This is a genomic window from Haloferax prahovense (assembly GCF_000723845.1).
GTDB lineage: Archaea > Halobacteriota > Halobacteria > Halobacteriales > Haloferacaceae > Haloferax > Haloferax prahovense.
The window spans coordinates 2,056,784-2,081,584 of sequence record NZ_LK053000.1; the positions used below are offsets into that span (position 1 = coordinate 2,056,784).

Annotated in this window: 28 protein-coding genes; 18 read left to right on the forward strand and 10 right to left on the reverse strand. The window is 68.8% G+C overall.

The features are described from left to right. The first annotated feature begins 98 nt into the window (after positions 1 to 98). Together BN984_RS10370 and BN984_RS10375 are read left to right on the forward strand one after the other, a co-directional pair. Positions 99 to 791, forward strand: a complete 693-nt coding sequence (locus BN984_RS10370) for a metallophosphoesterase (RefSeq protein WP_049968167.1) — start codon at positions 99 to 101, stop codon at positions 789 to 791. 70 nt (positions 792 to 861) lie between these two features. After that, positions 862 to 1,785 (forward strand): CPBP family intramembrane glutamic endopeptidase, encoded by a 924-nt coding sequence (locus tag BN984_RS10375; RefSeq protein ID WP_233514184.1) that lies wholly within the window; start codon positions 862 to 864, stop codon positions 1,783 to 1,785. A gap of 45 nt (positions 1,786 to 1,830) precedes the next feature. Here BN984_RS10375 and BN984_RS10380 read toward each other — a convergent pair whose 3' ends face one another. Further along, the gene (locus BN984_RS10380) at positions 1,831 to 3,108 is read right to left on the reverse strand and encodes an FAD-dependent oxidoreductase (protein WP_049968169.1); all 1,278 of its coding nucleotides are present in this window, start codon (positions 3,106 to 3,108) and stop codon (positions 1,831 to 1,833) included. Between the two features lie 94 nt (positions 3,109 to 3,202). Here BN984_RS10380 and BN984_RS10385 point away from each other — a divergent pair, with 94 nt between their 5' ends. The 4 genes from BN984_RS10385 (at position 3,203) to BN984_RS10400 (ending at position 6,704) form a co-directional block, all read left to right on the forward strand. Next, positions 3,203 to 4,372, forward strand: coding sequence for a threonine synthase (locus BN984_RS10385; protein ID WP_049968170.1), 1,170 nt, complete (start codon positions 3,203 to 3,205; stop codon positions 4,370 to 4,372). A gap of 85 nt (positions 4,373 to 4,457) precedes the next feature. Beyond that, the gene (locus tag BN984_RS10390) at positions 4,458 to 5,153 is read left to right on the forward strand and encodes a metal-dependent transcriptional regulator (RefSeq protein ID WP_049913377.1); all 696 of its coding nucleotides are present in this window, start codon (positions 4,458 to 4,460) and stop codon (positions 5,151 to 5,153) included. Continuing rightward, a complete protein-coding gene (locus BN984_RS10395; RefSeq protein WP_049968171.1) occupies positions 5,150 to 5,851 on the forward strand; it encodes a TMEM165/GDT1 family protein in 702 nt (233 codons plus the stop codon). Before BN984_RS10390 ends, BN984_RS10395 begins: the two co-directional genes overlap by 4 nt. Positions 5,852 to 6,002: 151 nt before the next feature. Beyond that, positions 6,003 to 6,704: a LysE family translocator gene (locus BN984_RS10400; protein WP_049968605.1), complete on the forward strand. Its 702-nt coding sequence runs from the start codon at positions 6,003 to 6,005 to the stop codon at positions 6,702 to 6,704. Positions 6,705 to 6,731: 27 nt separating this feature from the next. Here the strand turns inward: BN984_RS10400 and BN984_RS10405 are convergent, their stop codons facing one another. Then, positions 6,732 to 7,604 carry an alpha/beta hydrolase gene (locus tag BN984_RS10405; RefSeq protein WP_049968172.1) on the reverse strand — a complete coding sequence of 291 codons (873 nt, stop codon included), beginning with the start codon at positions 7,602 to 7,604 and terminating at the stop codon, positions 6,732 to 6,734. A 201-nt stretch (positions 7,605 to 7,805) separates the two neighbouring features. Between BN984_RS10405 and BN984_RS10410 the strand changes: the two genes are divergently transcribed. The 3 genes from BN984_RS10410 (at position 7,806) to BN984_RS10420 (ending at position 10,928) form a co-directional block, all read left to right on the forward strand. Continuing rightward, positions 7,806 to 8,852: an NAD(P)-dependent glycerol-1-phosphate dehydrogenase gene (locus BN984_RS10410; RefSeq protein ID WP_004972614.1), complete on the forward strand. Its 1,047-nt coding sequence runs from the start codon at positions 7,806 to 7,808 to the stop codon at positions 8,850 to 8,852. A 270-nt stretch (positions 8,853 to 9,122) separates the two neighbouring features. After that, the gene (locus tag BN984_RS10415) at positions 9,123 to 9,764 is read left to right on the forward strand and encodes a DUF420 domain-containing protein (protein WP_049968173.1); all 642 of its coding nucleotides are present in this window, start codon (positions 9,123 to 9,125) and stop codon (positions 9,762 to 9,764) included. 105 nt (positions 9,765 to 9,869) lie between these two features. After that, a complete protein-coding gene (locus BN984_RS10420) occupies positions 9,870 to 10,928 on the forward strand; it encodes a glycosyltransferase (RefSeq protein WP_008092297.1) in 1,059 nt (352 codons plus the stop codon). Positions 10,929 to 11,024: 96 nt separating this feature from the next. On the opposite strand, the gene BN984_RS10425 is transcribed toward BN984_RS10420, so the two are convergent. Together BN984_RS10425 and BN984_RS10430 are read right to left on the reverse strand one after the other, a co-directional pair. Next, a complete protein-coding gene (locus tag BN984_RS10425) occupies positions 11,025 to 11,648 on the reverse strand; it encodes a halocyanin domain-containing protein (RefSeq protein WP_008092298.1) in 624 nt (207 codons plus the stop codon). A gap of 143 nt (positions 11,649 to 11,791) precedes the next feature. Continuing rightward, a complete protein-coding gene (locus tag BN984_RS10430) occupies positions 11,792 to 12,838 on the reverse strand; it encodes a M42 family metallopeptidase (protein ID WP_049968174.1) in 1,047 nt (348 codons plus the stop codon). A 152-nt stretch (positions 12,839 to 12,990) separates the two neighbouring features. Between BN984_RS10430 and BN984_RS10435 the strand changes: the two genes are divergently transcribed. The 7 genes from BN984_RS10435 to BN984_RS20055 all read left to right on the forward strand — a co-directional run bounded on the left by BN984_RS10435 (position 12,991) and on the right by BN984_RS20055 (position 18,708). Then, positions 12,991 to 13,248 (forward strand): MTH865 family protein, encoded by a 258-nt coding sequence (locus BN984_RS10435; RefSeq protein ID WP_008092300.1) that lies wholly within the window; start codon positions 12,991 to 12,993, stop codon positions 13,246 to 13,248. Positions 13,249 to 13,261: 13 nt separating this feature from the next. After that, positions 13,262 to 13,984 carry a hypothetical protein gene (locus tag BN984_RS10440; RefSeq protein WP_049968175.1) on the forward strand — a complete coding sequence of 241 codons (723 nt, stop codon included), beginning with the start codon at positions 13,262 to 13,264 and terminating at the stop codon, positions 13,982 to 13,984. A 39-nt stretch (positions 13,985 to 14,023) separates the two neighbouring features. Further along, positions 14,024 to 15,850 (forward strand): S9 family peptidase, encoded by a 1,827-nt coding sequence (locus tag BN984_RS10445; RefSeq protein WP_008092302.1) that lies wholly within the window; start codon positions 14,024 to 14,026, stop codon positions 15,848 to 15,850. Positions 15,851 to 15,907: 57 nt separating this feature from the next. After that, complete coding sequence (locus tag BN984_RS10450) at positions 15,908 to 16,327, forward strand: cobalamin B12-binding domain-containing protein (protein WP_008092303.1); 420 nt, start codon at positions 15,908 to 15,910, stop codon at positions 16,325 to 16,327. A 2-nt stretch (positions 16,328 to 16,329) separates the two neighbouring features. Continuing rightward, complete coding sequence (meaB, locus tag BN984_RS10455; protein WP_049968176.1) at positions 16,330 to 17,445, forward strand: methylmalonyl Co-A mutase-associated GTPase MeaB; 1,116 nt, start codon at positions 16,330 to 16,332, stop codon at positions 17,443 to 17,445. A 138-nt stretch (positions 17,446 to 17,583) separates the two neighbouring features. Continuing rightward, positions 17,584 to 18,510 (forward strand): alpha/beta fold hydrolase, encoded by a 927-nt coding sequence (locus tag BN984_RS10460; RefSeq protein ID WP_049968177.1) that lies wholly within the window; start codon positions 17,584 to 17,586, stop codon positions 18,508 to 18,510. A gap of 63 nt (positions 18,511 to 18,573) precedes the next feature. Then, the gene (locus BN984_RS20055; protein WP_280512969.1) at positions 18,574 to 18,708 is read left to right on the forward strand and encodes a hypothetical protein; all 135 of its coding nucleotides are present in this window, start codon (positions 18,574 to 18,576) and stop codon (positions 18,706 to 18,708) included. A gap of 18 nt (positions 18,709 to 18,726) precedes the next feature. On the opposite strand, the gene BN984_RS10465 is transcribed toward BN984_RS20055, so the two are convergent. Continuing rightward, positions 18,727 to 19,107, reverse strand: a complete 381-nt coding sequence (locus BN984_RS10465; RefSeq protein ID WP_049968178.1) for a Zn-ribbon domain-containing OB-fold protein — start codon at positions 19,105 to 19,107, stop codon at positions 18,727 to 18,729. After that, on the reverse strand, positions 19,104 to 20,270 hold the full coding sequence (locus BN984_RS10470; RefSeq protein WP_049968179.1) for a thiolase domain-containing protein: 1,167 nt from the start codon (positions 20,268 to 20,270) through the stop codon (positions 19,104 to 19,106). Before BN984_RS10470 ends, BN984_RS10465 begins: the two co-directional genes overlap by 4 nt. Before the next feature lie 201 nt (positions 20,271 to 20,471). Between BN984_RS10470 and BN984_RS10475 the strand changes: the two genes are divergently transcribed. Together BN984_RS10475 and BN984_RS10480 are read left to right on the forward strand one after the other, a co-directional pair. Then, positions 20,472 to 21,779: a M28 family peptidase gene (locus BN984_RS10475; RefSeq protein ID WP_008092309.1), complete on the forward strand. Its 1,308-nt coding sequence runs from the start codon at positions 20,472 to 20,474 to the stop codon at positions 21,777 to 21,779. Between the two features lie 127 nt (positions 21,780 to 21,906). Further along, the gene (locus tag BN984_RS10480) at positions 21,907 to 22,638 is read left to right on the forward strand and encodes an NAD(+)/NADH kinase (protein WP_008092310.1); all 732 of its coding nucleotides are present in this window, start codon (positions 21,907 to 21,909) and stop codon (positions 22,636 to 22,638) included. A gap of 113 nt (positions 22,639 to 22,751) precedes the next feature. Here the strand turns inward: BN984_RS10480 and BN984_RS10485 are convergent, their stop codons facing one another. From BN984_RS10485 to BN984_RS10500, 4 genes are all read right to left on the reverse strand, one after another. Beyond that, positions 22,752 to 23,195 (reverse strand): DUF7313 family protein, encoded by a 444-nt coding sequence (locus BN984_RS10485; RefSeq protein ID WP_008092312.1) that lies wholly within the window; start codon positions 23,193 to 23,195, stop codon positions 22,752 to 22,754. Between the two features lie 133 nt (positions 23,196 to 23,328). Continuing rightward, positions 23,329 to 23,610, reverse strand: a complete 282-nt coding sequence (locus BN984_RS10490) for a DUF7314 family protein (RefSeq protein ID WP_004972591.1) — start codon at positions 23,608 to 23,610, stop codon at positions 23,329 to 23,331. Beyond that, the gene (locus BN984_RS10495) at positions 23,603 to 23,992 is read right to left on the reverse strand and encodes a DUF7315 family membrane protein (protein ID WP_008092315.1); all 390 of its coding nucleotides are present in this window, start codon (positions 23,990 to 23,992) and stop codon (positions 23,603 to 23,605) included. Before BN984_RS10495 ends, BN984_RS10490 begins: the two co-directional genes overlap by 8 nt. A 39-nt stretch (positions 23,993 to 24,031) precedes the next feature. Further along, on the reverse strand, positions 24,032 to 24,796 hold the full coding sequence (locus tag BN984_RS10500) for a cytochrome b family protein (protein WP_004972588.1): 765 nt from the start codon (positions 24,794 to 24,796) through the stop codon (positions 24,032 to 24,034). Positions 24,797 to 24,801 lie beyond the last annotated feature (5 nt).

Genomic DNA, 24,801 nt, shown 5'->3' on the forward strand with positions numbered 1-24,801 from the left:
ACGCTGGCTCTGCCCCCAACTTCGCCGGCCTCCCGCGAGCGTTCGCCTCGTCGCGCGCTGCCGGTGGAGATTTGTCTCCGACGCCCTTCCACTCGGTCGTGACCCGCGTCTCCGTCCGCGAGCGCGCCGTCTTCTTTCCCGACGCCGACGCGCTCGTCCTCTCGGACCTCCACGTCGGCCGAGCCGACGCGTCGGCGGTCGATTTTCCGCTCGGCGAGGGGACCGACCTCGCGGAGCGCCTGCAAGCCTACTGCGCCGAGTTCGCCCCCGGCGAGGTCGTCTTCGCCGGCGACGTGCTCCACCGGTTCGACCGCGTCTCGGAGCGCCACGTCGCGGCCCTCGAAGTCCTCGCAGAGACGTGCGTCGACGCGGGTTCCGACCCGGTGTTCGTCGCCGGCAACCACGACACGATGCTCGCGGAGGGCTGGTCGGGAGACGTACACGACGAGTACCGCCTCGCCGACGAGACGGTCGTCTGCCACGGCCACCGCGAGCCCGACGGCGACGCCGACCGGTACGTCGTCGGACACGACCACCCGACGCTCGCTATCGAGGGTCGGCGACGGCCCTGCGTCCTCTACGGCCCCGACGCCTACCGCGGCGGCGACGTGCTGATGCTCCCGGCGTTCACCCGCCTCGCCGCGGGCGTCGAAGTCAACCGGATGCGCGGGGCCGACTTCGACTCGCCGCTGGTGCGCGACGCGGACGACTTCAGGCCGCTCGTCCGCGACGCGGAGGCGGGCGAGACGCTCACGTTCCCGCCGCTGGGGAAGCTCCGTCGGTTGCTCTGAGCCGTCGGTTCCGGGCGTTTTAGCCCGCAGAGACCGACTTCTGCTTCTCGCCCGACGAGAACCGAGATTGGTGGCTTTGGCTCGCGGCGACGTACTGCTAGTCGTCATGCCCGCCATCGCCACCGCCGTTCGAACGCACCGATTCGTCAGTTTCGTCGCGCTGACGTTCCTCTTCACGTGGCTCGCGTGGGTCCCGGCGGCGCTCCTCGTCAGCGCCGAGCGCATCGTTCCCGTGTCGTTGCTCGTCCTCGCGGGCGGGTTCGGGCCGTTCCTCGCCGCCATCGTCGTCGCCGCGGCCACCGGCGACCTTCGCCCGTGGCTTCGTCACGTCGTGAGTCCCCGCGCGCCGCCGTTCGTCTGGGTCGCCGCCGCGGTCCTCCCCCCGGTCCTGTTCGGCGCGACCCTCGCGTTCACCGTCGCGCTCGGGTGGACGTTCGAGTCCGCGGCGCTCGGTCCGGCGACCCTGTTCGCGGCGCTCCTCGTCTCGTCGTTCATCAGGGGCGGACTCGAAGAACCGGGCTGGCGTGGATTCGGACTGCCGGTCCTCCAGCGGCGACTCGGCGCGTTCCGCGCGTCCCTCGTCATCGGCGTCGTCTGGGCCGCGTGGCACGCGCCGCTTTTCGCCATGCCCGGGAGTTCGCAGGCGGGCACGTCGTTCGCCTTCTACCTCGTGTCGGTCGTCGGAATCAGCGTCGTCACGACCTGGCTCTACAACGAGTCCGGCGGGCGCGTCCTTGTCCCCGTCGCGTTCCACTCGGTCTGGAACGCGACCTCGGTCTTCCTCTCGACGGGAATTAGTGGTGACGGCCTGCTCCCCGCCGAGGCCGCTCTGGCCGCGGCCGCGTGGCTGTTCGTCGGCGTGCTCGTCTACCGATACGGCGCGGCGCGCCTGTCTTCGAAGCCGCTCCCGACGAACGGGCTCTCGTTCGCGGGCGAGCGCACTCGCAAGGCCGAACTGCCGCGCGAAGACGGTCCCGCGCGGTCACTCGACTGACCGCCACAGAAGGTAGGCAGACCGCTCCGAAAGGCGCGCACCGGCTCAGGAGAGGTCGTCGCGGACGGCGTCGGCCGCCTCTTTCCCGCTCCGCATCGCGCCCTGAATCGACGACCACGCGGTGTAGTCGCCGGCGAGGTACGCCCGGCCGGGGGCGTCGCGGGCGTCCGGAAGCGACTCGTGGACGCCCGGCGGTTGGGTGAACTGCGCGAAGGAGATGTAGTCGGTGTGGAGGAGTTCGAGGTCGTCGAAGTAGCGATCGGGGTACCACGCTTCGAGCGTCCGCCGAGTCTTCTCGAACAGTTCTTCCTCGGAGTTGTCCTGTGCGGCCGCGCCGAGGAACGTCGCGTTCAGGAGTTCAGCGCCCGGCGGGGCGTACTCCGGCGCGACGGTCGACAGCGGGACGACCGTGTTGGGGTCGGGACTCGGCGCGTTGAGCATGATGCGCTTGCCCGCGTCGAGGCCGCTCCCGCTCGGGAGCGTGTAGTACTGGGTGACACAGCCGTGAGCCTCGGTCGGAATCGACCCGACCCCGGTCAGTCGGCGCGCCTCCTTGGGGTCGGTGGCGACGACGACCGCGTCGGCTTCGAGCGACTCGCGGCCCGTGGTGACGACCGCGCCGTCGCCGTCGGACTCGACCGACTCGACGCGCTTGCCGAGGCGGACGGTCGCGCCCTCGTCGCGGGCGGCGTCGGCGAGTTGCTCGGGAACCGCCTGCATCCCCGCCGCGGGGACCGCGGTGCTCCCCGTCGAGAGCATCTTGAAGGTGTACTCGAACACCCGCTTCGACGAGGAGAGCGAGCGGTCGAGCGTGATGCCGCCGTAGAAGGGCGCGACGAAGTGCTCGATGTAGTCTTCGGAGAAGCCCCAGTCGCGGAGATACGACCGGATGCTCCGGTCCGCCGAGGCGAAGATTCCCTCCTCGTCGCGGGTGCTCACGTCCTGTCTGAGCGCCAGCGTCCGGAGCTTGTCGCTCGTCGTCACCTCCGGGTTGCGGACGGACTCGAACAGGCTCCCGATGTCGCGGAAGGGGTCCGAGAGGACCGCGCGTCTGCTCGGTCGGCAGATGGTCGCGCCGGGCGTGAACCGCCGGAGGTCGAGGGCGTCGAGGTCGAGTTCCCGTCGGACCGCGGGGTAGTCGGTGATGAGGACCTGGAACCCGCGGTCGAGCGTGAAGCCGTCTTTCGTCCGGGTGCGGACCCGTCCGCCGACGCCGTCGCGCCGCTCCACGACGGTCACGTCGGCCCCGGCGGCGGCGAGGTGTCGCGCGGCGACGAGGCCAGCGAGGCCCGCGCCGACGACCGCGATGTGGCTATCGTCCATACCTCGTCTCTCGGACGGGCGACACAAAGCCGCTACGGGTGGCGACCATCGACCGACGGGAAGGGCTTAGTCCCTCCCCCCGTAAGCCCCGCCCATGCAGACGTCCGACACCTTCTCCGGGCTGGTGTGCACGGAGACCGGCGACGAGTACGACGCGGACGCGACCGGCGCGAGCGACGCCGGCGCGCCGCTTGACCCCACCTACGACCTCGACGCGGTCGAGTGGGACGCCGAGACGCTCGCCGAGCGCCCCTTCGATACGATGTGGCGCTACCGCGAACTGCTCCCCTTCGCGGAGCCGGTGACGGCCAACGAGGGCGCGACGCCGCTTGTTTCGGCCGACGCGCTCGGCGAGGAGGCCGAGGTCGGTTCGCTCCTCATCAAGGACGAGGGCCGAAACCCGACCGGGACGTTTCTCGACCGCGGCTTCTCGCTCGCCGTCACCGCCGCGCGTGAGGCCGACGCCGAGGTCGTCGCGCACGCCTCGCCCGGCAACGGCGCGCAGTCGGCGGCCTCCTACGCGGGCCTCGTGGACGCTCGCTCCTACGGCTTCGTCCCCTCGCGGACGCCGTTCCCGAACAAGGCCATGGTGAACGTCCACGGCGGCCAGATGAAGGTCGTCGGCGGGCGCTACCCCGCCGCCCTCTCGGCGCTTCACGAACAGCTCAAAAGCGACTGGTACACCCTGCAGGAGTTCGACAATCCCTACCGCCACGACGGCGCGAAGACCATCGCCTACGAGGTCGCAGAGCGCCTCGACTGGTCGGTGCCCGACTGGGTCGTCGTCCCCGTCTCGACCGGCGAACTCGCCTACGGCGTCTACAAGGGCTTTTCCGACCTCGTCGGACTCGGACTGGTCGAGTCGGTCCCCAAACTCGTCGCCGCGCAGTCCGTCGGGTGCTCGCCGGTCACCACCGCGTGGGAGGCCGACAGCGACGCCCACGAGGCGTGGAACCACCCGGACACCATCGTCGGCGAACTGGAAATCCCCGACCCTGCGGGCGGGTCGCTCGCGCTCCGCGCCGTCCGCGAGTCCGGCGGTGTGGCCGTCGCCGTCAGCGACGACGACGCGCTCGAATCCGCCGTTACTGCCGCTCAGTCCGCCGGCGTCGAGGTCGGCCCCGCGGGCGGCGTCGCGCTCGCCGGCGCGTGGGAACTCGCGGACGAGTTCGACGAGGACGACACGGTCGTCGTCGTCAACACCGAGTCCGGGACGAAGAACGCCGACATCCTCCGCAGTCACCTGATGGGACAGGGCGTCTGAGGACCGCTTCGGCCGGCTGGTTCCCCGTTCGAACGCCCACGTTACCTCCATCAGACTTTTACTTTAGACGCATCTAATCCGTGGTATGTTGAGCGACGTGATGGAGGACTACCTGAAGGCAATCTACACGCTCCAGATGGAGCAGGGGCCGCCGGTTTCGACCTCCGACATCGCGGAGTACCTCGGGAAGACGCCGCCGACCGTGACGAGCATGGTCGGAAAGCTCGAAGACCGCGGGCTGGTCGACCGCGAGAAGTACAAAGGCGTCGAACTGACCACGGAAGGCGAGACCGTCGCGCTGGAAGTCCTCCGCCACCACCGCCTCTTGGAGGCGTATCTCACGGAGCACCTCGACTACTCGTGGAGCGAGGTCCACGACGAGGCAGACGCGCTCGAACACCACATCAGCGAGGAGTTCGAAAAGCGGGTCGCGGCCGCCCTCGGCGAACCCGAGGTCGACCCCCACGGCGACCCCATCCCGAGCGCCGACCTCACGCCGCCGGACTCCTCGGGGCTGTCGGCGCTTTCCGAGTGCGAGGTCGGCGACCGCCTCGTGGTCGCCCGCGTCAGCGACCGCGACCCCGCGGAGTTGGAGTACCTCTCCGAGGCCGGCGTCACACCCGGCACGACCATCGAAGTGACCGACATCGCCCCCTTCGGGATGGTGACGGTGCGCGTCGGCGACGACGGTCGCGAGCAGAGTCTCCCGGAGTCCGTGGCCCGAACGATTCGCGTCCGACCGCCCGACGAGCCGAGTAGCGAGGAGGTGTCGCCTGCGTGACCGGCTGGTGGGAGATTCTCGTCATCGCCCTCGTCTCCCAACTTGCGGTCCTGCCGGGCGAGAAGGTCCAGTTCATCATCGCGGGCCTCTCGACCCGCTTCGACCCGAAGGTCGTCGTCGCGGCCGCGGGGTCGGCGTTCGCACTCTGGACGGCCCTCGAAATCATGCTCGGGCAGGCGCTCAAGAGCGCGCTCCCGCCGGCCGCGCTCGACGCCATCACCGCCGTCCTGTTCGCCACGTTCGCGGTGTTGCTCTACCGTTCCGCGCCCGACGCGTCCGCGGGGAGCGAGGTCGCGACCACCGACGGCGGCGTCTCCGGGTTCGACGACGCGCCGACGGTGTTCGGCCGCGAACTGTCGACGCAGGGCTTCGGCGGCTTTCTGCCCATCTTCGCCATGATGGCCGCGGGCGAGTTCGGTGACAAGACCCAAGTCGTCACCATCGGACTGGCCCTGCAGTACGGCGCGACCTCGGCCATCTGGGTGGGTGAGATGCTCGCCATCATCCCCGTGAGCATCGCCAACGCGTACTTCTTCCACCGCTTCTCGGGCCGGGTCGACACGCGCAAGGCGTACCTCGGCGCGGCCGCCCTGTTCGGCTTCTTCGCCGTCGACACCCTGCTCGCCATCGCCACCGGCTTCTCCGTCTGGGAGACGCTCGTCGGCACCGTCAGCGACGCCGTCCTCGCGCTGGTCTGACCGGACGGTAGACGTCCTGAATCCCCCGGTCAGCCCCACCTGCCGCGGGGCGTCTAACTCCTCCGCGCCGTCGCTTCCGCGCCATTTTTCACGGCATCGCGCCCAAGAGAGAGCCATGTCTACCCTCCTTCCGTCCTTGGGTGCCGGGTTGGTGTTCGGGCTGGCCCTCGCCGCGCCGCCCGGCCCGATGAACGCCGTCATCGCCGAGGAGAGCGTCGTCCGCGGGTGGACCGCGGGCGCTCGGGCCGGGCTCGGCGCGATGAGCGCCGACGCGCTGTTTTTCGTCCTCGCGGCGCTCGGCCTCGTCGCGTTCGTCGAGCAGTTCCCGACGGTGCAGGCCGTCATGGTCGGTGCCGGGGGCGTCCTCATGCTCTACTTCGCCTACGGCGCGGCACAGGAGATGGACACCACGTTCCGCGAGGCCGCCGACCCCGACGAGGACAGCGCCGGGTTCACGAAGGCGTTCGTGCTCGCGCTGACGAACCCCTACCAGATTCTGTTCTGGCTCACCATCGGCGTCGGCCTGCTCGAAACCGGGACCGTCGACGTGCTCGCCCACACGCCCTATCTCGGCGCGTCGCTGTCGAACCTGCTCATCGTCGAGACGGGCAGCCCGGCGCTCATCCTCGGCTTCTTCGGCGGTATCGCGCTCTGGGTGACCGGGTTCCCCGCGGCGCTCGTCGCGGCCGAACAGCGCGTCGACTCCTTCGCGCCGGCCGTCGCCGCCGTCAGCGCCGTCGTTCTCGGCGGGTTCGGCGTCGTCTTCATCTGGGATGCGGTGCAGTCGCTCGTCTTCATCTGGGACGCGGTGCGGTCGCTCATCTGGGGCGCAGTGCGGTCGCTCGCGCTCTGAAGCGCGGAAAAATGTGTTTCTGAGCCGCTACATGTCGCCGACGATGTCGTCGGCAATCGTGTTCAGGTAGTTGCTGTGGTCGTCGCCGACCTGTCCCTCCACGTCGTGGTCGGTGTAGTTCGCGGGCGGCGTGTCGCCGTCTTCGAGGCCCGTCTCGCCGAGGGCCTGGTCGAACTCGATGGTGTTGTACACCCACTGGAGCACGTCGTCGGCCTCGTTGTAGTAGTTGTGAACGTGGCCGGTCCGGTCGCGGATGGCCTCGTAGGTAGCTCGCCCTTCTTCCTCGCTGGGAACCTCGTTGTCGGTCGCGGCCCCGAACGGGTGGACGGTCGCCACCTCGTGGCCCGGGTCGGTCCAGTCGCTTCGGCCGTCGAGGGTTCGGAGCGCGCTGAAGACGACCTGCGCGCCGAGCGAGTGGCTGGCGAACCGGAGGGTCGCGCCCGGGCAGGCCGCCTTGAGGTCGACGGCGAACTGCGCGAGTTTGCGGCCGTTCGCTTGGGCGATGTCCTGCGACTCGGCCCAGCCGTAGTCCCAGCCGCCGCCCTTGTCGTTGTCCCACGTGTAGCCGACGACCGTCCCGCCGTAGCCGGCGGCGGAGAGTTCGGCGTCGGCCGTCGCTATCTTGTCGAGGGCGGCCGCCTCGGGGTCGTCGCCGTCCTTGTCCCAGCCGTGGACGAACACGGTCAGGTCGGAGGCGCAACCGGCGTCGACGCCGGGCACGTCGCCGGAGGTGTCGTAGCCGCGGGCGGTGTGACCGGACGCGAGCGAGCCGTCGTCGTCGAAGTGGTCGCGCGTCGAGACGTGGGGGACCGACGCGGCGGCCGTGGGACCGCTTCCGAGGGCCGCGAGTCCGGAGAGCGCTGCTGCTGTCGTCGCGAGGAACTGCCGTCTGTGTGCCATGGGTTGTCTACCCGCGCGTCTGCGGGTGTCTTTCGTGCGAAGCGAAACGTGATAAATCAAACTACGGTTCGGTACGTTGAGATACTGTCCCAACAGTCGGGCGAAACCTCGCTCCCGTGTCGTAGTCGGGGTGGTAGAACCGACGGGGGGCCGGCCGTCGAGACGAGAAACACTATGAACCGCCGTGGCCGATTTCCGCGTATGTTCGACAAATCGACGTGGATAAAGCTGCCCCGGAGCGTCCTTCAGGGCCACGGCGTGCTCGACGACCTCTCGGCCGCGGTCGACGAGTTGTACCTCTCGGGCGAGCCGTTTCTCGTCACGAGTCCGTCGCCGAACCGCATCGCCGGCGACCGGGTTCGCGAGCAGTTCGACGGCATCTCGTCCGTCTCCTTGGACCGCGCGAGCTTCGAGTCGGTCGAGCGCGTCGTCGACGCGGCGCGCGAGGCCGACGCGGGCTACCTCATCGCCCTCGGCGGCGGCAAGCCCATCGACGTGGCGAAGATGGCCTCCGACCGTCTCGACTGCGGGTTCATCTCGGTCCCGACGGCGGCGAGCCACGACGGCATCGTCTCGGGTCGGTCGTCGATTCCCGAGGGCGACACCCGCCACTCGGTCGCCGCCGACCCACCGCTCGCGGTCGTCGCCGACACGGAGCTGCTCGCGGAGGCCCCGTGGGAGCTCACGACCGCCGGCTGCGCCGACATCATCTCGAACTACACCGCGGTCAAAGACTGGGAACTCGCCCACCGCCTGAAGAACGTGGAGTACTCCGAATACGCGGGCGCGCTCTCGCAGATGACCGCCGAGATGCTCGTCGGCAGCGCCGACTCGATTAAGCCGGGGCTCGAAGAGTCCGCGTGGATAGTGACGAAGGCGCTCGTCTCCTCGGGCGTCGCCATGTCCATCGCCGGCTCCTCGCGGCCCGCGTCGGGCGCGGAGCACCTCTTTTCGCACCAGCTCGACCGCATCGCGCCCGGGAGCGCCCTCCACGGCCATCAGGTCGGCGTCGGCTCCATCATGACCGAGTACTTCCACAGCGGCGCACGCGGCGAGTGGACCGACATCCGCGACGCCCTGTCGACGATGGGCGCGCCGACGACCGCGGACGAACTCGGCATCGACGACGAGACGATTATCGAGGCGCTCACGACCGCCCACGAGATTCGCGACCGCTACACGATTCTCGGCAACGGCGTGAGCGAGGAGGCGGCCATCGAGGCCGCGACCATCACCGGCGTCATCTAAACCCACCTTTTTACGCCCCGGGTCGCGGGGCGACCACCCGGCGCAAAAACCTGGCGGGAAAAAGCCACGAGACTCGGCCTCCGGCCTCGCTCGTGGGACAGCACGTTCGTGTTACACGACGTGGTGCGCTCGGGACTCCGTGGCACGGAGTTCCGACCGAAGCAAGTCGACTTCGCACGGTCACTCGATTGAGTCGAGTCTTGGTGGTTCCGCTCTCAAACGCCGTCCGGAACCCGAAGACGCAATACGCCGTCTTCCCAACCCCCGGCCATGGCAACTGCGAGTGCAGACAACCCGCTGAAGGAACACCCCGCGGCCGCGACCGCCGTCCTCTCGGTCGTCGGGTACGCCCTCGTCATCGGGACCTTCCTCGGCGTCGTCCCCGGGAGGGTCTTTCCCGACCTGTCGCTCCCACAGGTGAACCTCCTCTCCGACGCCATCGCCGTCGTGAACACGGTGAACGTCCTCGTCATCGCGGCGGGCTGGCGCTGGATTCGCCGCGACGAGGTCAAGAAGCACGCGGCCGCGATGGTCACGTCGTTCGGCCTCATCCTCGTCTTCCTCGTGATGTACCTCGCGAAAATCGGCGGCGGCGGCACCAAGGAGTTCGTCGGCCCCGCGTTCGCGTACTATCCGTATCTGGCGATGCTGGCGATTCACATCATCCTCTCTATCGTCTCGGTGCCGGTCGTCCTCTACGCGCTCATCCTCGGGATAACCCACTCAGAACGCGAACTCCGGGCCGAGACGCCCCACCGGAAAGTCGGCCGCATCGCGGCCGGCGCGTGGCTCGTCTCGCTCGCCCTCGGCGTCGTGACGTACCTGCTTCTCAACCACATCTACAGCTGGGAGTACACGGTCACCGCCGTCGAGTCAGCGGGCGCGCTCGTCGCACCCGCCGTCGGGCTCTGAGGCGCGTCGCCGGACCGCGCTCCGTTCTGGCGGCGCTCCGGCGGTCGCTCGTGTCGCGCCCTCGAAAACTGTGGATTTTTATTGCGCGGCGTAGTGGCGGCGAATATGCGAGTCGCGCTCGTCTCGATGTACACGACGCACCACGAGGAGACGGGAGCGACCAGACGGCTCCGACGGACGGCCGAACTCCTCGCCGAGCGCGACCACGAGGTGACGGTGCTCTGTGCGAAGTGGTGGGACGGCGAGGTCGTCGAGTTCAAACAGGACGGGGTGACCTATCACCGCGTGACCGACGCGCCCTCCGTCGGCGGCTTCGCCTCCCGCGTTCCCTTCGCCCTCCGCGAGGTGTCTCCCGACGTGATTCAGGTCGCGAGCTACCCGCCGTCGCACATCGCGGCGGTCAAGACCGCGGCGCGGTTCCTCCGGACGCCGGTCGTCGCCGACTGGTGGACCCGCGACGACCGCGGCGGCTCGCGGGCCTACCGGCGGGCGGCGAAGGCCCCGAACGCCGTCTTGGTCCCCTCGGAGATGGTCCGCACGCAGGTCCGCGAACTCGGCGCGTCGGTCGACGCGACCCACCTCGTCCCCGAACCCATCAGCATGGACCTCGTCCGGAGCGCCGACGCCGAGGAGCGCGCGGACGTGGTGTACGCCCGCGACCTCGACGAGCACGCGAACGTCGAGAGCTTCCTCCTCGCGCTCGCGGAACTCCGCGACAAGGGCTGGTCCGCCGCCGTCATCGGCGACGGCCCCGAGCGCTCGACGGCCGAACAGACCGCCCGCGACCTCCGCATCGACGACCGTGTGGAGTTCCTCGGCGACCTCCCCGCGGACGAGGCGGTTCCCATCATGAAGGGCGCGCACGTCTTCGCGCAGACCGCGACGGTCGAACCCTTCGCCACGAACCTGCTGTGGGCGCTCGCCTGCGGCTGTGTGTCCATCGTCGAGTATCAGGCCCGCTCGTCGGCCCACGAACTCGTCGAGGGCCGCGAGCGCGGGTCGCTCGTCACGAGTCCGCAGGAACTCGCGGACGAAATCGTCGCCGCCCGTCGGTACGATCACGAGACGGTCGACGACGACTTCGCGCGCTACGACTACCGGCGGGTCATCGAGCAGTACGAGTCGGTCTACGAGGCCGAGCGCGACGACTACGGCTTCTTCTGACTCGGCCACCGTGCCGGCGGCTGTCGCGGCGGCGACCGAACCCGAGCGAGTGCGGCCGCTCGGGACTGCTGAAAATCGAGAGGAGTGACGACCGCGTCAGTCCTGAACGTCGTAGTCGCCACCGTACTTCATGAAGAAGTACGCGAGGCCGAGCGTCGCGACCATCGCGAACGTCGTGGCCACGCCGAGGGACTTCGCGCTGTCCGGGACCTGCGGGAGACTCGGTCCGCCGCCACCGCCGGTGCTGACGGTCGGCACGTCGCCGCCGACGGCGACCGCGCCGAGCATGCCGAGCGCCTCGTGGGGCACGCAGTGGTACTTGGTGATGCCCGCGTCGCCCTCTTCGAAGGTGTATTCGTAGGTGCTTCCGGCCTCGGAGACGGCCGCGCCGGAGTCGAGCGACGCGCCCTCGCTCGCGACGACGTTGTGGCCGCCGCCCTCGCCGGTCCACTCCCACGTCACGGTCGTTCCGGTGTCTATCCAGACGCCGGCGGGCGCGAACGCGAGTGCGCCGCCGTTACCTTCCGCGCCCACTTCGATGGTGACCTCGCTCTGGCCGCGGAGGTCTTCGTAGCCTCCGTCGATGCCGTCGAGGTAGCCACCGAAGTCTGGTTCTTCCGTCTGCGCCGCGGCCGTGCCGGAAGTGGCGGCGACCGCCGCGCCGCCAGCGGCCGCCCCGAGGAACGCCCGCCGAGACATATCCACGTTGCCGTCGGTCATGTCCGCCGCTTGGTGTGGGCCTGTAGTGAATACTTTGGTTCTCGTCCGCCGGTCGGGGGTGCCGCGCCTCGATATAGGGGGGTATCCCCGCGGTGCCGGGCGCGACAACGGGGGTCGCCACAGGGACCGCCTCGCGGGGTTGCCTACAGCGTGTAGTCGAACTCGCCCGTCTCGCTCTCCAAGAAGGCCGTCAGGAGGTCGATGTAGGCGACCACGTCGTCCTCGTGGACGCTCTCGGTGACGGTGTGGAGGTAGCGCGTCGGCATCGAAATCGCGCCGACGGGCTTCGCGCCGTAGCTGTTCTGGAAGCCGCCGGTGTCGGTGCCGCCCGCGGGGAGCAGTTCCATCTGGTAGGCGATGTCGTTGTCCTCGGCCACGCTCCGGAGGCGACGGTGGACCTTCGGGTTGGCGATGGCGCTGGAGTCCTTGAGTTTGATGCCCGCGCCCTCGCCGAGTTTCGTGACGTGGTCGGCGGGGTCGAAGCCGGGCACGTCGTTGGCGACGGTGGTGTCGAGGCCGAGCGCGAGGTCGGGGTCGAGGTCGACGCCGAGCGCCTGCGCGCCGCGGAGGCCGACTTCCTCCTGGACCGTCGCGGCGAAGTGGACCGTCACCTCGGGGTTCTCGATGCGCCGGGCGGCCTCCAGCATGGCGAACAGGCAGACACGGTCGTCGATGGCCTTGCCCGTCACGTGGTTCCCCATGCGGACGGTCGTCTGCTCCATCGTCACGAGGTCGCCGACGGAGACGGTCTCCTCGACGGTCTCGGCGGGGAGGCCGAGGTCGACGTACACGTCCTCGACCTTCGGCTCTTTCTTCTTCTGTTCCTCAGTCAGCGTGTGCGGGGGAACCGAGCCGATGACGCCGGTGAGGTCCTCGTCTTCGGTGTGAACCGTCACGCGCTGGGCCTTCAGAACGCGGGGGTCCCAGCCGCCGAGGGCGTCGAGCTGCAGGAAGCCCTCGTCGTTGACGTGGCGGACCATGAAGCCGATCTCGTCCATGTGGGCGGCGACGGCGACCTCGTAGTCGCCTTCGCCCTCGATGGTGCCGACGACGTTCCCCATCGCGTCGACGCGGACGGAATCGGTCGTCGCTTCGAGGTCCTCGCGGACGAGCGCGCGGATTCGGTCCTCGTAGCCGGGGACACCGCTGGTCTCGGTGAGTTGCTTCAGACGGTCGAAGTCGAAGTCCATGCGAGTGCATGAATTGCCGTTGTAGATAAGTCCATCAGTCCCGGGCGAGCGTGCCGACACTCGACGGGCCGCCGCGCCGTCTCGCAAAGAACTCTAAATATATTCATTATTGTTCCGGAACCCTTTTCCACCTCTCTACGTAGGTACACGGTATGTCCGACACCGAATCTCAGCTCCGCGAGCAGTTCATGGACGCCTTCGCGAACGCCGACTTCCCCGTGAAGAACCAGATGTCTCTCGTCCCCGCGCTCCCGAACGGTCCGGGCACGAAGTTCAAGGCCGACGACGTGACCATCACGGCGATGGAGCTGGCCGCGAAGCTCGGCAAGCACCAGGACTTCCCGTACGAGGACGCCGAGAGCCTCGTCGACGACATCATCGCCGGCCTCAAGGCCGAAGACATGATCTGAGTTCGGTCGTCGCGTGACCGAGACGAAACGTGCGCTCTGGGACCGCTTCGTCGACCGCTTCGTCGACGCCGCGGACCCGATTTCACTTTTCGAGACGGCCGCCGACGGGACCGTCGAGACCATCGCGTACGGCCGTTCCGGCCGGCGGACACTCCGCCGCGGCGAGCGCATGGAGCGGCGACTCCGCGAGGCCGGCGGCCGCGTCGTCGCCGACTACGACCGACGCGAGGGCCGCTACGAGGGGCTCGTCTACATGATGTACACCCTCGACGGCGACGAGGTGGTCCCCCGATACCTCGGCAAGTGCGGGAAGTTCGGCGCGTCCGGCACCGACCTCAACAGCAACCTGCGAAACGTCGACACCAACGACGGAAAGCTCGCGCGTTGGGGCTACGGGAACTACTACCACTTTGGCGACCTCTCGTCGGCCGTCTTCCGCGGCGACGGGCCGGGGAAGTACGACCGCTGGGTGGACGCGCTGTTCGCCTCGACAGACCCGCCGCGGCTCCGCGAACCGGTGTACTTCTGGGTCGAGCCGTGGGCGGTCGGCACCGAGGGACCGTACCCCGACACGCGACCCTACCTCGAAGAACTGGAGTACCAACTCATCGGCATCGCCTTCGAACTGTACCCGGAGCGCCTGCTCAACACCGAGGGCGTGCCGACGAACCCGGAGGCGTACGCGAAGATGCGCGGGTGGACCGACCGCGAGGACACGCGGCTCTCGGACTTCTGACACCCAAACCGATTTCTCGTCGCCGGGACAATTCGAGGTATGCGAACGTACGACATCGAGCGCTACCTGAACATCAGGAGCGCCTACGGCGCGTCCTTCTCGGCCGACGGCGAGCGCCTGTCGTTCCTCATGGACACGACGGGCGTCCCGCAGGTCTGGACGGTCGATTCGCCCGGCGCGTGGCCCGAACAGCGGACGTTCTACGAGGAGCGCGTCACCTTCGCCTCGTGGTCGCCCGAACGCCCCGAACTGGCCTTCGGCATGGACAAAGGCGGCAACGAGCGCGCGCAGTTGTTCCGGCTCGAACCCGACACCGGCGTCATCGAGAACCTGACCGAACACCCCGACGCCAAGCACCGCTGGGGCGGCTGGAGCCGCGACGGCGAGCGGTTCGCGTTCACCTCCAACCGCCGCGACAACGCCGTCTTCGACGTGTACGTGCAGGCCCGAAACGGGAGCGGCACCGACGCCGAACTCGTCCACGAGGGCGACGGCTGGCTCACCGTCGGCGGATGGTCGCCCGACGACTCGAAGCTCATCGTCCAAGAGGCGTACTCGAACTTCGACCAGGACGTGTCCGTCCTCGACCTCGCCACGGGGGAACTGACCCACATCACGCCGCATCAGGGGACGGTCCGCTTCCAGAGCCCCGAGTGGGGGCCGGACGGCGAGAACGTCTACATGGTGACCGACCGCGGGAGCGACACGCTCGAACTCGTCCGCTACGAGCTCGCCTCCGGGGAGTTTACCACCGTCGATACCGGCGGCGACCACGAACTCGAGGGCATCAGCATCGACCACGACTCGCGCCGGCTCGTCTACTCCCGGAACGTCGAGGGGTACACGGAACTCACCTTCGGAGAACTCACCGCGCCCGACCGAATCGACTTGCTCCCCCAGCCCGACCTGCCGAACGGCGTCGCCGGCGGCGTCTCGTTCTCGCCGGACGGCGAGCGCGCCGCGGTCACCGTCACCGCCAGCGCCGACACCGCGAACGTCTACGTGGTCGAGTTAGCCACGGGCGACGCCGAGCGCTGGACGCTCGCGGCGACGGCGGGCATCCCGCGCGATACGTTCGTCTCGCCCGAACTCGTCCGGTACCCGACGTTCGACGGCCGCGACATCCCGGCGTTCTTCACGCTCCCCGAGGAGTCACCCGAGGGCGAGACGCCCGTCATCGTGGACATCCACGGCGGGCCGGAGTCCCAACGTAGGCCGTCGTTCTCGTCGGTCAAACAGTACTTCCTCTCTCGGGGCTACGCCTACTTCGAGCCGAACGTCCGCGGCTCCGCGGGCTACGGGAAGGCCTACGGCCACCTCGACGACGTGGAAAAGCGGATGGACTCCGTCGCCGACATCGAGGCCGCCGTCGAGTGGCTCCACGACCACCCGGCCGTCGACCCCGACAAAATCGTCGCCATGGGCGGCTCGTACGGCGGGTTCATGGTGCTCGCGGCGATGACCGAGTACCCGGACCTGTGGGCCGCCGGCGTCGACATCGTCGGCATCGCCAACTTCGTGACGTTCCTCGAAAACACGGGCGACTGGCGGCGCGAACTCCGCGAGGCGGAGTACGGGTCGCTCGAAGACGACCGCGAGTTCCTCGAATCCATCTCGCCCATCAACAACGTCGAGAAGATTCGCGCGCCGCTTTTCGTCCTCCACGGCGAGAACGACCCGCGGGTACCGGTCAGCGAGGCCCACCAACTCGTCGAGGAGGCCAGAGAACACGCCCACGTCCGCGAACTCATCTTCGACGACGAGGGCCACGGCTTCTCGAAGTTGGAGAACCGCATCGAGGCGTACTCCCAGATAGCCGACTTCCTCGACGAGTACGTCCGGAGCGCGCCCGCCGCGGACGACTGAATCGGACCTGCCTTATTTTCCGTTAGAGTCAAAGCGCGGGACATCGAATCCCCGTCTATGAGCGCGGACTCCGAACAGCGAACGATCCGGTGTCTCATCGCGAAGGTGGGACTGGACGGCCACGACCGCGGTGCACACGTCATCTCTCGCGCCTTCCGCGACGCGGGATTCGAAGTCATCTACTCCGGACTGCATCGCGCTCCGGACGAGATTATTCAGGCGACGGTCCAAGAGGACGTGGACGTACTGGGTATCTCCATCCTCTCCGGCGCGCACAACACGCTCGTCCCGAAGGTGATGGCCGGCCTCGAAGAGTACGGCGCGCTCGACGACACGCTCGTCATCGTCGGCGGCATCATCCCCGAAGAAGACCGGCCAGGACTCCTCGAACAGGGCGTCGACGCCATCTTCGGTCCCGGCACGCCGATGCAGGAGACCATCGACTTCGTGAAGGAAAACGCGCCCGAGCGAGCGTGACGATGAGCCGGGCGGTCGAATCCGACCTCGTCGAGCGACTCCTCGACGGCGAACACCGGGCGCTCGCGCGGGCCATCACCAAAATCGAATCGCAGTCGCCGGGGTACCGGGACATCGTCTCGGAACTCCACGCCCACACGGGCGACGCCTCCGTCGTCGGCATCACGGGCAGTCCGGGTGCCGGCAAGTCGACGCTCGTCGACAAGCTTGCGAAGTACTACCGCGACCAAGGGGAAACGGTCGGCGTCATCGCCGTGGACCCTTCCTCGCCGTACACCGGCGGGGCCGTCCTCGGCGACCGCATCCGCATGGCCTCGAACGTCGGCGACATGGACGTGTTCTTCCGGTCGATGAGCGCCCGCGGCCAACTCGGCGGCCTCTCGACCGCCACCGCGGACGCCGTGAAGGCGCTCGACGCCTTCGGGAAAGACCGCATCATCATCGAGACCGTCGGCGCGGGGCAAAACGAGGTGGACGTGGTGAAGACCGCGGACACGGTCGTCGTCCTCGTCCAACCCGGCAGCGGCGACGACGTGCAGATGCTCAAGGCGGGCATCCTCGAAATCGGCGACCTGTTCGTCGTCAACAAGGCCGACATGGAGGGCGCGTCGCGCACCGTCGCCGAACTACAGGAGATGATCCACCTCCGCGACGACCCGCGGGCGAACCTCGATACGGGCCACCACGGGGCCGAGGCGTTCGACGACGCCGGCCACGGACACGGCGGGCACGCGGACGCGAGCGATGCCGAAGCCGACGTCGACGCCGAGGATGACCCTTCCGACGGCGACAAACCGCCCGTCTGGACGCCACAGGTCCTCGAGACCGTCGCCACGACCGGCGAGGGAATCGACGAGTTGGTCGAGACGCTGGACGACCACCGCGACTACCTCGACGCCTCCGGCGAGTTGGCGGAGAAGGCCCGCAAGCGCGCGGGAGAGGAGATTCGACAGCTCCTCCGAAGCGACGTGAACCGGCTCCTCGAAGCCGAGCTCGACCGCCGCGGCGGGGTCGACGCGTTCGCCGAGGCGGTCGTCGAAAAGGAGACCGACCCCTACGCGGTCGCAGAAGACGTGCTCGAACCGTTCCGGGAGTGTCTGGACGGTCGAGACGACTGACGCTGAGACGGCTGACGCCGAGACGACCGAGACGGCCGCGATTCGGGCGGGACGCTCGCCGCGTTCCGCCCGTTGCCCGTCACCCGTCACCCCGCCACGGGCGGGCGAATTAAGGCCACCGCGCACCATCTACGTGACATGAAACTCCGACGAGCCATCGGACTGGCCGCAGCGGGCGTCGGTCTCGCCGCCGCGACCAACGCCGCCCTCTCGAAACGCGTGGGTCCCCTCGAACCGCCGCTCTCCGGAAACCACGGGACGTACCGCTGGCGCGGTATGGACGTCTCGTACGTCGAAGCCGGCGACGAGGACGACCCGACGCTCGTCCTCCTCCACGGCATCAACGCCGCGGGGTCGTCCGGGGAGTTCCGCGAGGTGTTTTCGACCCTCGCCGAGGACTACCACGTCGTCGCGCCCGACCTCCCCGGATTCGGGCTTTCGGACCGGCCGGCGCTGTACTACTCGCCCGCGCTCTACGAGGACTTCGTCGGCGACTTCCTCGCCGAGTACGACGACCCCGCAGTCGTCGCCTCGTCGCTCACCGCGGCCTACGCCGTCGCCGCCGCGGAGCGAGGCGACGTGTCGGTCTCGCGGTTCGTCCTCGTCTGTCCCACGTCGCGCGGCGGCCCGGACCCCAAGGAGTGGCTCCGCGAACTCGTCCGCGCGCCGGTCGTCGGCGAGGCGCTGTTCAACGTCGTCGCCTCCCGACCCTCGATTCGTTACTTCAACGCCGACCACGGCTACTACGACCCCGAGAAGGCGGGCGAGGAGTGGCAGGAGTACGAGTGGCGCACCGCCCATCAGGAGGGCGCGCGCTTCGCGCCGGCGTCGTTCATCTCCGGCTACCTCAACACCGACACCGACCTCGGCGAGACGCTGTCGGCCCTCGACGTCCCGACGACGCTCGTCTGGGGCCGCGAGAGCGACATCACGCCGCTGAAGCGGGGCCGCGACCTCGCGGACGCGGCGGACTGCACGCTCGTCGTCTTCGACGACGCGATGTTGCTCCCGCACGTCGAGTTCCCGAACGCCTTCGTCGACACCGTCCGCGACGCCCTCGACTGAGGGGAACCGCTCCGCGACCCGAATTCGACTCCCCAATCCGAACCAGCCACCCGAACTGAACCGATGCTCGACTCCCTATCGCTGTTTCTGTACGGTGCCATCGCGCTCCTCGCGGCCGGCTTCTGGGCGTGGCTCCTCGGTTCGTACGTCTTCGGCTGGCGCTCGCCGCTGGAGGCCGTCGAGGCGCGTGAGAAATAACGTGCGGCGGGTGCGGCGCTACTCGCTCGCGGGCCGGAACACGAGCAACTGCTCGTCGGTGGTCGCGTTCGTGCCCACGGCTGCCGAGACGGTCGCGCCGAGGTCGACCTCGTCGGCGGGGAGCTCGCGGACGACGCCCGTGAGTTTGACGGGGCCGAACGACGCGATAGCCGTCACGTAGGGCGCTTCGTCGGCGAAGTTCGGTGCGGGGACGTGCACTTCGGTGAACGTGAGTATCTCGCCCGTCTCCGGGAGCGGTTCTTCGGTCAACTCGGCCGCGCCGCAGTGCGGACAAGAGCGCCGCGGCGGGAGCGAGCCGTGACCGTCCGGACACGCGAGGTAGTAGCCCTCGCCATCGGCGATTGCGGCCAGCCACTCGTCGTAGCCGGTGTCGCTCATCGGTCCACCTCCAAGACGTGGACGACCGCGCTGGCGACGGTTCCGCCCGCGTTGTGGGTGATGCCGACCCGAGCGTCCGGGACGGCGTCGCTGTTGCCGTGGTCGCCGCGCAGGAGCTTCGTCATCTCGACGATTTGGGCGGTTCCCGTCGCGCCGACGGGATGGCCCTTGGCCTTGAGGCCGCCCGAGAGGTTCACCGGGAGGTCGCCGTCGCGGGTCGTCTCGCCGCGGGCGGCCGCGCCGACTCCCTCGCCGTGGTCGTAGAGGCCGAGCGATTCGAGCGCGAGCACCTCGGCGATGGTAAAGCAGTCGTGGACCTCGGCCACGTCCACGTCGTCGGGGGCGATGCCGGCGTCCGCGTAGGCCGCGTCGGCCGCTTTCGTCGCGGCGGGCGTCCGCGCGAGGTGGGGCCTGTCTTGGAGCGCGGCCTTGTCGCCGCCCTGCCCCGATCCGGTGACGGAGACGGGCGCGTCGAGGCGGTGTCGCTCGGCGTAGTCGTCGCTGACGAGGACGACCGCGCTCGCGCCGTCGGTGATGGGACAGGCGTCGTAGAGGGTGAGCGGGTCGGCGACGACGGGGCTTTCGAGGGCGTCGTCGACGGTGATTTCGCGGTGGAACTGCGCGTAGTCGTTGTGCATCGCGTTGGCGTGGTTCTTCACCGCGATGTGCGCGAGGTCCTCGCTGTCGCCGCCGAAGGCGTCGAAGTACGCGCGAGCCATGAGCGCGTACGCGCCGGGGAACGTGACGCCCGCGCGGACCTCGAACAGTTCGTCCGCGGCGATGGCGAGCGACTGGGTCACCTCGGCGGTCCCGAGGTTGTTCATGCGCTCCATGCCGCCGGCGAGGACCACGTCGGCCGCGCCGCTCCGAATCGCGGCGACGGCCTGTCGGAAGGCGACGCCCGCGGAGGCGCAGGCCTGCTCGTAGCGGGTCGCGGGGCAGTCGAGACCGGCCGCCTCGGCCATGACCGGCCCCTGGTGGCCCTGCTTCTCGGCGAGTTCGCCCATGAAGTTGCCGTAGAAGATTTCCTCGTAGTCGTCGCGGGAGACGCCGGCGTCCTCGCGGGCGGCGAGGGCGGCCTCCGCGAACAGGTCGCGGCCGGTTCGCTCGGGGTGACTGCCGAACTTCGTCAGTCCGACCCCGGCGATTCGCACGTCAGTCATGAATGAACGTACGTGATAGATGGTCCTTGAACCTGCCGTTCGCCCGTGGGTCGAGTCGCGGTTCGGCCCCGTTCGCTCGCCGTCGCGGCCGCGACGCCTTGAAGCGAGCGTCTCGCCGGTGTCGGTCGGTTTTTCCACCTGACCACCGCCGCGTTTTCGACCCATCGCAACGGTTACCACGGCCCCGCGAGACGGTCCACTATGAGTGACTGGATAGGCGACACGTTCACCAGCGAGGTCGGCTGGAACCACCTCGAGACGCTCGTCGACATCGGCAACCGGATGACCGGTTCGCCCGGCGAGCGCGAGGCGATGGAGGCGACGCGAGACGCCCTCGAACGCGTCGGCGCGCGGAACGCCCGCATCGACCCATTCGAGATTCAGGGCTGGGAGCGCGGCGACAGCGCCGTCTACGCCGCCGACACCACGCAGGACTGCATCGCGCTCCCGCGCAGTCCCGCCGGAACAGCGAGCGGCGAACTGGTCGACCTCGGCTACGGGTTGCCCGAGGACTTCGACCGCGACCTCTCGGGGAAGGTCGTCGTCGTCTCCACGACGGTTCCCGACCACTACGACCGCTTCATCCACCGTCGCGAGAAGTACTACTACGCCGTCGAGGCCGGCGCGGCCGCGTTCGTCTTCGCCAACCACGTCCCCGGCCAACTCCCGCCCACGGGCAGCGTCGGCACCGCCGAAGCGCCCATCGGCGACATCCCCGCCGTCGGCGTGAGCAAGGAGGTCGGCGCGCGCCTCCGCCGCCGGTTCGACGGCGATGAGGTGACCGTCGACGTGACCTGCGAGACGCCCGCGGCCGAAAGCGGGAACGTCCACGCCGAACTCGGCCCCGACACCGACGAGGAGGTGCTCGTCACGAGCCACCTCGACGCCCACGACATCGCCGAGGGCGCGATGGACAACGGCGCGGGCACCGCGATGGTGGTCGAGGTCGCCCGCGCGCTCGCCGCCCGCGAGGACGAACTCGATACGCGCGTCCGCTTCCTCTGCTTCGGCGCGGAGGAAGTCGGGCTCGTCGGCTCCGAGTACGAGGCCGACCGCCTCGGCGACGACCGGGCGGACGTAAAGGCCATCGTCAACAACGACGGCGTCGTCGCCGGGCGGACGCTCAAGCTCACGACCCACGGCTTCGGCGAGCTCGAAACCGTCGCCGACGCCGTCGCCGAGCGGTTCGACCACGATATCTCGACGCTCCCCGAACAGCTCCCTCACAGCGACCACTGGCCGTTCGTCGCCCACGGCGTCCCGGCGTACATGGTCGGAAGCGAAAAGGAGGGTCGCGGCCGCGGGTGGGGTCACACCCACGCCGACACCATCGAGAAACTGGAGTCGCGGACGCTCCGCGAGCAGGCGATTCTCCTGACGGAACTGACCGTCGAACTCGCCGACGCCGACCGCGAGATTCCCCACGCCGACCCCGCGGACATCGCGGCGGCGCTCGAAGCCGAAGACCAGGCCGAGGGCATGAAAGTCACCGGCGACTGGCCGTTCTGAGGCGGTCGGCGACGCGGCCGTCCCGCTCGGGTCGCGCCGAACCTCGCGCAACCGAACCACGAGGGCTTTTATTCGCGGCGGCGTAGCACGGGACGATGCTACGGGGGCTCGCCGCGGGTGGACGACGATGAGATTCGGTATCGTCGGTGACGACTCGGTCGCCACCGCCGTCAGAGCGGTCGGTGCGTCGGTCGAACCGACGTCGGCCGAGGCGGACGCCGTCGTCGCGGTCGGCGAGTCAGCGCTCTCGACGGTCGCGCTCGGCTCCGAGTGGTCGTGTCCGGTCGTCCCCGTCGACTGCGGCGCGCCGTGGTCGACCCCGCGGCGCGGACTCGAATCGCGGCTGTCCGCGGTCGCGGCGGGTGACGGCCGAGTCGTCGACCACCCGACGCTCTCGCTCCGCGTCGGCGGCGACCCTGCGACCCGCGCGCTCTTCGACGCGATGCTCGTCACGAGCGAGCCGGCGCACATCTCCGAGTACGGCGTCACCCACGCGGAGGCGGCGGTCCCCTTCTCGTCGGACCCGACCGGTGAGTCGCACGCGGCGGCGCGCTGGACGCCGGTCGACGAGTTCCGCGCCGACGGCGTCGTCGTCGCCACTCCGCTCGGGAGTTCCGGCTACGCGCGCGCCGCGGGCGGCGCGGTCGTCGGTCCGGCCGCCGGGCTCGCCGTCGTCCCCGTCTCACCGTACGCGACGCAGACGGACTCGTGGGTCCTCCAACCGCCCGTCCGGCTGTCGGTCGAACGCGACGACGCGCCCGTGTCGCTCGTCGCCGACGACGAGGTCGTCCGGGAGGTTCTCCCGTCCGAATCGGTGGTCATCGACCGCGACGGGAGCGTTCCGCTTCTCGTCGAGTAGCGTCTCACTCGGCCGTGATTCAGACACCGAGCGGCGGCGCTCGGCGCGGCGAAAATACGTGTTCCTCGTGAGCGGTGCGAGCGTGACGACGCCGAGAAGAGTGCGTCGCGGAGTTAGACGATGAGGTTCCAGTAGTCCGCGACGAGGAAGAAGAGGCTCTGGAACGCCGCGTACAGGAGCACGAGCGTCGCGGCGACGAGCGAGCCGTTCGGGCGTTCGAGCGGCTTGTCGGTGCGGGCTTCGACCTTGCGCGCTTCGAACTCGAAGAAGTCGGTGACGAACATCCCGACGACCAGCACGGTCAGCACCATGCCACCGTGCGGCTCGACGAGCAGGTAGAGGAACGAGGTCAAGACGAGCGCACCCGAACTAATCGAATGCGGGAGGTACCGGGAGATGGCCTCCTCTCCACCCTCCTTGGCCTGTCGGACGTGCGACCGGTGACCGAGGAAGCGCGTCGCGAAGTTCGCAAGCACGAGCACGAGCGCCACGTGCGGGACAACCGGTTCGACCGCCGCCAACTGGTCGAGCGGGACGAGGAACTGTAGTGGGTGCATACAGGACCGTCGGAGCGAGACTCATTAGAGTTTTTCCAATCCGACGCGGGAGCGGCGGGGAGGGCGACCGCTATTGTGGGGGGTCTTCGTCGACTCGAAGCGAGATGAGAGGAGAACGGAGCGCGGTGTCGGCTTACTGCGCGTTGCGGCGCTCTTCGAGCGCGGACATAATCTGGTGACCCGCCGGGATGAGCACCCAGAAGGTGAGTGCGCCGAGAAGCGCGAACCAGAGGAACACGTCCATCAGGGTGACGGCGATGATGTTGAACAGTCCCTCGGTCGCACCGGACGACAGCGGCTCGATGAGCTGTTGTGTGCTCTCGAAACTGCTCGTCCGGTACCACGACGCGAGCACCAGCCACGCGAGTCCGGACCCGGTCAGGATACCCAGACCCTTGATGAATTCGTCAGCCATTGTTCGAGTCTTCGCCGGAGTCCTCTTGAGACTTTCCCATTCCTTGGGCGCGAAATCGGGTCCCGAGCGTGTAGACGACCGCGCCGAACGCGATGATACCGAGTCCGAAGACCGCGAGGGCCGTGCTCAGCAGACCGTCCCCGACGCCGATTCCGAGCGCGCCGAGCGCGCCCGCGATGACCGCGCGGAGCGCGCTCACCTGCAGCGTCGCGGCGTCGAGGAAGACGAAGCCGAGGACCACGCTGACGACGGCGATGAGCGTCGAGAAGACGGTGATCGTCTTGTAGAGCCGCATGGGAACGACGATGTCGCGCCGGCCGCGGCGTCCGCGCCGCGTCTCGTCGGCGTCGCCGGTTCGGCCGGTTGCGTCGCTGTCTGTCATCAGTGACGCTAAGAAGGGACGGTTGGTAGTGGTTCCGCTCTATTTCGGCGGGCGAAGCCGGTAGTAGCGGCGGTTGAGGTTGTACATGTACCCCTCGCGCATCGTCTTCAGCACCGCGTAGGTGATGGTCCCGAAGACGAACGGGAGCAGGAACGTCAGGTCGAACAGCAGGTCGACGTTCATCGGCATGAGGTTCTTGATGGCCAGAAGCGAGATGGTCATCGCGAACACGACGCCGAAGACGCCGACCGCGGACCAGAACGGCTGCTCGACGGGTCGCCGGGCCGAGCCCTTGTTGAGGAAGGGCACGATGGCGATGAAGCCGACGACGACACCGTTCGCCAGCACGCCGTAGGTGCGGTCGGCCATCAGCTTCTGCCCGCCGAGGATGGCCAGCTCGGGGTTCAGCGGGTTGAGCTTGAGCAGGCCGAACGACCAGTAGAGGTACCAGTCGGGCAGGATAATCGCCGGGGTGCTCGACGGATTCGCGGGGTTGCCGATGTGAGGCGGCATGGTCGCCGAGAGGAACAGGATCATCCCGACGAAGAACGACGCGATAGAGAGGTTGCGGACGGTCTCGTGGGGCCAAGTTGGGAACGCCAGGACGTCGCGTTCGACGTAGTCGGACTCCGTGCGGAGGTCCTGGTCTTCGCGGCGTGCGCGTTCGAAGTACTCGTAGGTGAGCCGGGAGAGCCCCGTCTTACGAGCCTTGCGCTCGCTCCAAGTGGGCGTCTCGTCGTCGGGGGCTACGATGCCCGCGCCGTCGGATCGAATCTCCTCGTTTTCGGGTTCGTTGTCGCTCATGATTG